Origin of the sequence: Mesorhizobium sp. M7A.F.Ca.US.002.01.1.1 (assembly GCF_004022955.1) — a bacterium.
Taxonomy (GTDB): domain Bacteria; phylum Pseudomonadota; class Alphaproteobacteria; order Rhizobiales; family Rhizobiaceae; genus Mesorhizobium; species Mesorhizobium ciceri.
Genome location: NZ_RZQE01000262.1, coordinates 1 through 8,224 on the forward strand (window position 1 = coordinate 1; position 8,224 = coordinate 8,224).

Genomic DNA, 8,224 nt, shown 5'->3' on the forward strand with positions numbered 1-8,224 from the left:
CCATCAGGCAGCGGGCCATGCGCGCCTATCGCGACGTACCGGTCGTTCCAGCACAGCTCGGCCGCCATGCTGGGCTCGTCGGCGCCGCCAGCCTTGTGCTGTTCGACGACGAGGGCACTTTGGCAGCCCGCATGCCTGTCGGCCCAAGCACATATCCGGACACACCACTGAGCAAGATCGGCACCGTCTGACGTGCGACTGCATGACAAAGGCCGGAGGCAGCATGCCTCCGGCCTTTTACGCATAAGCCACACGTGGTTACTCGGCGGGGACGACATCCGCCGGCAGGCTGTCGTCAGCCGTGCCCGCCAGCGCCCTCGCCAGCTTGGCCTCGTCGAGTTCGCCTTCCCAGCGCGCCACCACCAGCGTGGCGACGGCATTGCCAACGAAGTTGGTCAGCGCCCGGCATTCCGACATGAAGCGGTCGACGCCGAGGATCAGCGCCATACCGGCGACCGGCACCGCCGGAACCACCGACAGCGTGGCGGCAAGGGTGATGAAGCCCGCTCCGGTGATGCCGGCGGCACCCTTGGACGAGAGCATGGCCACCAGCAGCAGCAGGATCTGGTCACCCATCGACAGGTGGATGTTGGTCGCCTGTGCGATGAACAGCGCCGCCAAGGTCATGTAGATGTTGGTGCCGTCGAGGTTGAAGGAATAGCCGGTCGGGATGACCAGGCCGACCACCGAGCGCTTGGCGCCGGCCTTCTCCATCTTTTCCATCAGCGAGGGCAGGGCGGCCTCCGACGAGGAGGTGCCCAGCACCAAAAGCAGCTCTTCCTTGATGTAGCGGATCAGCGACAGGATGGAGAAGCCGTTGTAGCGGCAGACCGCACCCAGCACGATGAACACGAACAGGAACGACGTCACGTAGAAGGTGCCGACCAGCATGGCGAGATTGATGACCGCGCCGATGCCGTATTTGCCGATGGTGAATGCCATGGCGCCGAAGGCACCGATGGGGGCGGCCTTCATCAGCACGCTGACCAGCTTGAAGATCGGCGTCGTCAGTGCCTGCAGGAAGTTGAGCACGGGCATGCCCTTGTCGCCGACCAGCGCCAGCGCGATGCCGAACAGCACCGAGAAGAACAGCACCTGCAGGATGTCGCCGTCGGCGAAGGCGCCGACGATGGTCGACGGGATGATGTTCATCAGGAACCCGGTGACCGACTGATCGTGCGCCTTGGCGGCGTAGGTGTTGACGGTCGAGGCGTCGAGCGTCGCCGGGTCGATGTTGAAGCCGGCGCCCGGCTGCACGACATTGGCGACGACAAGGCCGATGATCAGCGCCAACGTCGAAAAGGTGAGGAAATAGAGCATCGCCTTGCCGGCAACACGCCCGACCTTCTGCAGGTCGCTCATGCCGGCAATGCCCGTTGCCACGGTCAGGAAGATGACCGGGGCGATGATCATCTTGACCAGCTTGATGAAGGCGTCGCCGAGCGGCTTCATGCTCTCGCCGACCGACGGATAGAAATGGCCGAGCAGGATGCCGACGGTGATCGCGACGAGCACCTGCACGTAGAGTTGGGCATAGAAAGGTTTGCGCTGCGCGGCAAGCGCGCCTGATTGGTCTGCGATGTGCATCGAACTCTCCCTGGCCGGATGGGCGAAAACGGATCGCCTGCGTGACTTCTCCCATCGCGGCGCTCCGGTCGCACGCCGCTGAAAGCAGTTTTGCAAGCGTCGTGCCAGATCGGGGAAAGGCCGGAATCGCGGATTTCCGCCTTTGTCAGAGGTCGCGCGGACAATACTTGTGCGGATTTCCGCACAAGTGGCGTTTGCCTGGGCGGATTTTCGCATTACACTGACCGGAAAGCCGCGAAGAAAAGGGAGAGGGCAGACGCCGCAGGCAGGCACCGATAGCGAATCCCAAGGGTTTGCCGGCCGTGAGTTGCTGCGCGAGGCGGTGGCCCGGCTGCGCGATGGCCGCTGGCTTGCCGTGGTCGCAGCCCTTGCCGTCCTGGCTGGCGCGATCGCCATCGCCGGGCGCATCGCCTCCGGCCAGGCGGCCGACAATCTGCGCGACACAGCACTTGCCGCTCTGCCGCTGGCGGCGGGAACGCTGACCGGCGAAATCGAAAAGCAGCGCCTGGTTCCCTTGGTGCTGGCCCGCGACGATGCTGTGCGGGGCGCGCTGCGCCGGGCCGGGAAGATGCAAGAAGCGGCCCTCAACGACAAGCTCAAGGCGATTGCCGGCGATGCCTCGGCCTCCGCCATCTATGTCATCGATACGGCAGGCATCGCCATATCAGCCAGCAATGCCGGCGAACCGACCAGCTTTGTCGGCATCGACTATAATTTCCGGCACTATTTTCAGGAGGCGATGGCGAAAGGTGCTGCCAGCCAATATGGCCTCGGCACGATCAGCGGACGGCCGGGACTCTACCTTTCGAGCCGCGTCGACGATAACGGCAAGCCGCTTGGCGTTGCGGTGTTGAAGGTCGAGCTCGACGGCGTCGAGGCAAATTGGCGTTCCAGCGGTTTCCTTGTCTTTGTCACCGATGAACGAGGCGTCGTGCTGGCCACCAGCCAGCCCGACTGGCGGTTTCGTGCGCTGGCACCACTGTCGGCCGAGGACGTGGCCGCCGCCCATGAGCAACTGCAATTGGCCGATGCTGCCTTCGAGCCGCTGCCGTTCAGACGCGGCGCCGGCGATGGCCTGGCGACGATCGACAACGCCGGAAAACCACGCCAGTTCGTCGAGGTGGTGCAGGATTTGCCCGGTGCAGTCCCAGGCTGGCGTCTGTGGCTGCTGACGCCCGCCGACGCTGCTCTCTCCTCGGCCGCCAATACGGCGCGCCTGACCACGCTCCTGGGCTTGCTGCTTCTAGGCCTGCTTGCCTACGTGCTGACCCGGCGCCGGCGAACGCGCAGGCTAAGGCAGGAAGCGCTGGCGCGCATGAATGTCGAACTGGAAAGCCGGGTCAGCACGCGAACGGCCGAGCTGACGCGCTCCAACACCGCACTTGCCGGCGAAATCGCCGAGCGCGAGAATGCCGAAGCCAAGGTCCGCCGATTGCGCGACGATCTCGCCCAGGCCAACCGGCTTTCCATCCTCGGCCAGATCGCCGCCGGCGTGGCGCATGAGATCAACCAGCCGGTCGCCGCCATCCGCACCTATGCCGAGAATGCAGGTCGTTTTCTGGACAGCGGCAAGACCGGATCGGCCAGCGGCAATCTGACATCGATCGTTTCGATGACCGAACGCATCGGCGCGATCACCGGCACCTTGCGCACTTTCGCCCGCCGGCCGGGCGTCGCCGCTTCGCCGCTGCCGGTGCGCGAGGCGATCGACGGCGCGCTGTCGCTGCTGTCAGGCCGCATACGCGATTCCGGCGTCACCATCGTCAGGCCGCGCGGCAATGCCTCGCCGGTGGTCATGGCGAGCCGCATCCGGCTGGAGCAGATCCTGGTCAATCTTTTGCAAAATGCATTGGACGCGATGAAGGACCAGCCCGATCCCCGCATCGAGATCGAACTTGCCGAGCGCGACGACAGGGTGCTGATTTCGGTGCGCGACAATGGACCCGGCCTTGGTCCGGAGGCGGCTGGCAATCTGTTCATGCCGTTCCAGACCACCAAGGAGAAGGGGCTTGGCCTGGGGCTGGTGATCTCGCAGGAGATCGCCCAGGAATTGGGCGGCACGCTGCGGCTCGATCCCGGCAATGGCAGCGGCGCATCCTTCACCATCGATTTGAGGCGAATTGAATGACAGACGGATCAGGGCTGGTCGCGCTCGTCGACGACGATGCGGACCTCCTTCACGCCACCACGCAATTGCTCGAGCTTGCCGGCTTCACGGTGGTCGCACTCGACGCCGCCGAGGCAGCACTTGCCGTCGTCGACAGGAATTTCGAGGGCGTCGTCGTCAGCGATATCCGCATGCCGGGCATGAATGGTCTGCAGCTGTTCGATCGCATCAAGGCGATCGATCCGGATATACCCGTGATCCTGGTCACCGGGCATGGCGACGTCGATCTCGCGGTGGCCGCGCTCAAGGACGGCGTCTACGATTTCATCCCGAAACCCTATGCCGGCGATCGCCTTGTCGAGGCGCTGAAACGGGCGAGTGAGAAGCGGCGGCTGGTGATGGAGAACCGGCGGCTGCGCGAAGCCGCGGCAGTGGCTGCCGACGGCCTGCCGCTGATCGGCGAGGCGCCTGCCATCAAACGGTTGCGCGAGACCTTGCGCCAGATCGCCGACATGGATGTCGATGTGCTGGTGGAAGGAGAAACGGGAACCGGCAAGGAAGTGGTGGCGGACCTCCTGCACCGATGGGGGCGGCGGCGCGCAAAACCCTTCGTCGCGCTGAATTGCGGCGCTCTGCCGGAGACGGTCATAGAGAGCGAGTTGTTCGGCCACGAGGCGGGCGCGTTCACCGGCGCGCAGCGGCGGCGGATTGGCAGCATCGAGCATTCCAGCGGCGGCACGCTGTTTCTCGACGAGATCGAATCCATGCCGCCTGCGCTCCAGGGCAAGCTGCTGCGGGTGCTCGAAACGCGCAGCCTCACGCCGCTTGGCTCGAACGAGATCCGGCGCATCGATCTCAGGGTCGTCGCGGCGACCAAAGTCGATCTCGGGCGGCCGGACCAGCGCGGCGATTTTCGCGAGGATCTGTATTTTCGCCTCAACGTGGTGACGCTGCGCATTCCGCCGCTACGTGAACGCCGCGGCGATATCCCGATGCTGTTCGGGCATTTCCTCGGCAAGGCGGCCGAACGGTTTGGCCGGCCTGTCGCCAAGGTGAATGCAGCCGTCAGCGATCATCTCCAGTCGCATGACTGGCCGGGCAATGTGCGCGAGCTCGCCCATTTCGCCGATCGCGTCGCGCTCGGTCTCGGCCCGGACGAGGAGACGAAAACGGTTCGCGCGCATTCGCCGGAGCCTGCGGCAGCATTGCCCGAACGGGTCGGCCACTATGAGGCGCAACTGATCCGCGATGCGCTGCGCGACCATGGCGGCGACGTGCGCGGCGCCATCGACGCGCTCGGCGTGCCGCGTAAGACCTTTTATGACAAGCTCAAGCGCTACGGCATTGCCGCGTCCGAATTTCGCAATGGCGGCGATGCCGATACGCAACCCATCTCGGAAAAGCGATGAACACGACACTGGAAACGACGGCAAATCCCTCGCCGCAAGACCTCACTTTTCTCAGCGAAAGGCTGACGGCGTTCAACGACGGCGATGTCGGCGCGTCCGAAAGGCATGCGCTTGCGTTGTTCGTGCGCGACGACGCCGACGCGGTCGTCGCCGGCATTTCCGGCTACACCGCCTGGGGATGGCTTTATGTGCAATGGCTCTGGGTGGATGAGCGGCTGCGTGGCCAGCGCATGGCCGGCAAGATGCTGGACGCGGCCGAACATGAAGCGGTGGCGCGCGGCTGTCAAAACGCCTGGATCGACACCTTCAATCCGAATGCCGCCAAGGTCTATCAGCGCCAGGGTTATCAGCCCTTTGGAACACTTGCCGACTTCCCCGTCGGCCGCAGCCGCATCTTCCTGCAGAAGAAACTGGCTTAACCGGCGAGTTTTCCGCCCTGCATCGGCCGCGGTGCGCCGGTCGTGCTCGGAAAACTGATCGGCAGCCCGCGCAGCACGCGAACCGCGAGGAAGGCAAAGCATTCCGCCTCCACCGCGTCGCCGCTCCAGCCCAGGCTCTCGGCCTGCACCACCTCGACGCCGGCGCGGCTGGCCAGCATCGCCATCATGGTCGGATTATGGCGACCTCCGCCGCTGACCACCAGCTTTTTAGGCCGGCTTGGTAAGAGGTCGAGTGCCTTGCCGACGGCGCCGGCGGTGAACGCGGTGAGCAAGGCTGCACCATCCTCTGCATTCAGGCCGTCCGCCATCGCGGCACCGAAGTCGAAACGATCCAGCGATTTCGGGTAGGCTTTGCTCAGATAAGGGTGCTGCAGCAGCTTGGCGAGCCGGGCCTCGTCGACCGTTCCCGCCCGGCCAAGCGCGCCGTCGCGGTCCATCTCGCCGAGCGCCTTCGACTTGATGAAATCGTTGAGCGGCGCGTTGGCGGGGCCGGTGTCGAAGGCGACGACATTGTCAGCGCCGTCCCACCAGGTGATGTTGGCGACGCCGCCGAGGTTGAGTACGGCGACCTCGCCATTGGCACCGGCGCTGCGCATCAGCGCGGTGTGATAGACCGCGGCCAGCGGCGCGCCTTGCCCCCCGGCGCGCATGTCGGCCGAGCGGAAATCGTATGCGACCTTGGTGCCCAGTATGGCATGCATCAGCTCACCGTCGCCGAGCTGCCGGGTCTGGCCCAGCCGTCCAACCTGCGGCGCACGATGCAGAACGGTCTGGCCGTGAAAACCGACAATGCCGATATCGGCCATCGTCATGCCACAGCCTTCGACCAACTCCTTGACGGCCGCCGATTGCGCGCGTGTCAGGGCATCCTCCGCGGTGCGGAAGATCGCCGGCTCCGGCCCGACGAAATTCCACGCCCGCGCCTCCGTCAGCGTCTCTTCCAGCAGCGAGCGGATCGACGCGGGATAGGGCATCAGCCGATAGGTGCCGAAATCCTCGATCTGCTCGCCATCGGTCTTGATCAGCGCGACGTCGATGTTGCCGTCCAGCACCGTGCCGGTCATCAGGCCGACGGCCCAGATTGGTTCCATAGTCGTTTCCTCGTTGAGCATGATCTTTTCCGAAAACCGTTTCCCACTTTTCGGGACCATGCTCCAGTCCCCATCGATGAGATCACCGATAGCTTTGCGAAGCCTGACGATCCTACCGTCAAAATATCGGTCGGATGAATCCGGTTGGCGGGCAAGGTCCAAGCCTTGCCACTGTCGAAGTGGCGGTCTCGGTGCTGAAGACCGAACGGCCTTCGTAGCGCCACAGGCGATGCTGGACCGCGCAACGTCGGTTCTGCAGCCGTCTGGCTCAACAACCGCCGAGATGCCACCTCTTGCCTGTCAGCCCCGAAGGCGCGACCTTGCCTGATCTGGCGAACGCTTCCGCCGAAATCCGCAAGGAGTGAAAAATCATGGCATCCGATGTGGCCGTCATTGCAGGCGCCGGCGCTGGTCTGAGCGCCTCGCTTGCGCGCCTTCTCACCCGGGAAGGCTTTCGCGTGGTTCTGGCCGCCCGCAATGTCGAGAAGCTCAGCGCTCTGACCGACGAAACCGGTGCGCTGGCCGTCGAGACGGATGTTGCCGACGTCGCGTCCGTCGCCAGCCTGTTCGACACCGCAGACAAGGCCGGCCCGCTGGCGCTTGCAGTGTTCAACGCCAGCGCGCGCACCCGCGGACCGATCGCCGAGCTCGATGCCGAAGCGGTCAAACAGGCATTGCTGGTCGGCGCCTATGGCGGCTTCCTGGTCGGCCAGCAGGCGGCGCGCCGGCTGCTTGCGCGGGGTTCCGGATCGATCCTGTTCACCGGGGCCACCGCCAGCGTGAAGGGATTTCCCGGCTCAGCCGGCTTCGCCATGCCGAAATTCGGCCTGCGCGGCCTGGCGCAGTCCATGGCCCGCGAGCTCGCTCCGCAGAACATCCACGTCGCCCACTTCATCATCGACGGCCAGATCGAGCCGCCCGGACAGGTGGCCGATCCCGGCCGGCCGGACCGCCGTCTATCGCCGGACGCCATCGCCGAGGCCTATCTTACAACCCATCGCCAGCATCGCAGCGCCTGGAGCTCGGAGCTTGAGCTGCGGCCCTGGGCAGAGACGTTTTGACAGTGCAGCTGATCGCCTAGGGGCCAACTGATCGCCTGGCGGGAAGTAACGCGAGCCTTCCGCCACTCCTTTTACATTAGGCGATACTAATATTTTGTGGCTCTGAGCTGCTTATCCGATACATAAAAAAGCCCAGTGTAATATATACGTTTGTTTAACGTCGGTTGTGCATCTTGCTGGCTTTCCCGGTCTAATTGAGAACGCGTATGCCGGTTACACGTCGTACACTGCTTGCGGCCGGGAGCGGCGGGTTGCTGATCTCGCAAGCCCGGGCGGCCAACACTCCAGGACAGCAGGCGGAGAACGCCCCAAAGCCGATCGCGAGCGGCGATGCCTTGCGCATCGCAATGCCGGCCTTCGCTTCCAATCCGTTCTTCCCGGCCGACGGATCGGGGGACAATGGCATAGACATGGAACTGGCCCACGGCATCGCCGCGGCGCTTGGCGTCGAGCCGGTGTTCGACCGATCCGCCGCAACGTTCGACGATATCGTCAGACAGGTCAGTTCCGGACAGGCCGACATGGCGAT

Annotated in this window: 6 protein-coding genes and 2 pseudogenes; 6 read left to right on the forward strand and 2 right to left on the reverse strand. The window is 64.6% G+C overall.

All coding sequences use genetic code 11. The features are described from left to right. A pseudogene (locus EN932_RS22550) lies at positions 1 to 191 on the forward strand (ROK family protein); the annotation flags it as partial. A 67-nt stretch (positions 192 to 258) separates the two neighbouring features. Here the strand turns inward: EN932_RS22550 and EN932_RS22555 are convergent. Continuing rightward, a complete protein-coding gene (locus EN932_RS22555) occupies positions 259 to 1,587 on the reverse strand; it encodes a dicarboxylate/amino acid:cation symporter (protein WP_127370168.1) in 1,329 nt (442 codons plus the stop codon). Between the two features lie 169 nt (positions 1,588 to 1,756). On the opposite strand from EN932_RS22555, the gene EN932_RS22560 reads away from it, so the two are divergent. From EN932_RS22560 to EN932_RS22570, 3 genes are read left to right on the forward strand one after another with little or no spacing between them, the layout of a single operon-like run. Continuing rightward, entirely contained in the window at positions 1,757 to 3,715 is a 1,959-nt protein-coding gene (locus EN932_RS22560; RefSeq protein ID WP_063171603.1) for a sensor histidine kinase, read from the forward strand. Then, complete coding sequence (locus EN932_RS22565; protein ID WP_128369076.1) at positions 3,712 to 5,103, forward strand: sigma-54 dependent transcriptional regulator; 1,392 nt, start codon at positions 3,712 to 3,714, stop codon at positions 5,101 to 5,103. The genes EN932_RS22560 and EN932_RS22565 overlap by 4 nt, the downstream gene beginning before the upstream one ends. Beyond that, complete coding sequence (locus EN932_RS22570; RefSeq protein ID WP_128369077.1) at positions 5,100 to 5,522, forward strand: GNAT family N-acetyltransferase; 423 nt, start codon at positions 5,100 to 5,102, stop codon at positions 5,520 to 5,522. The genes EN932_RS22565 and EN932_RS22570 overlap by 4 nt, the downstream gene beginning before the upstream one ends. On the opposite strand, the gene EN932_RS22575 is transcribed toward EN932_RS22570, so the two are convergent. Then, the gene (locus tag EN932_RS22575; RefSeq protein ID WP_127369954.1) at positions 5,519 to 6,634 is read right to left on the reverse strand and encodes an anhydro-N-acetylmuramic acid kinase; all 1,116 of its coding nucleotides are present in this window, start codon (positions 6,632 to 6,634) and stop codon (positions 5,519 to 5,521) included. The two genes, EN932_RS22570 and EN932_RS22575, sit on opposite strands and share 4 nt — an antisense overlap. Before the next feature lie 371 nt (positions 6,635 to 7,005). On the opposite strand from EN932_RS22575, the gene EN932_RS22580 reads away from it, so the two are divergent. Beyond that, positions 7,006 to 7,695, forward strand: coding sequence for an SDR family NAD(P)-dependent oxidoreductase (locus EN932_RS22580; protein WP_024502571.1), 690 nt, complete (start codon positions 7,006 to 7,008; stop codon positions 7,693 to 7,695). A 206-nt stretch (positions 7,696 to 7,901) separates the two neighbouring features. After that, positions 7,902 to 8,224 (forward strand): annotated as a pseudogene (locus EN932_RS22585) (ABC transporter substrate-binding protein); the annotation flags it as partial.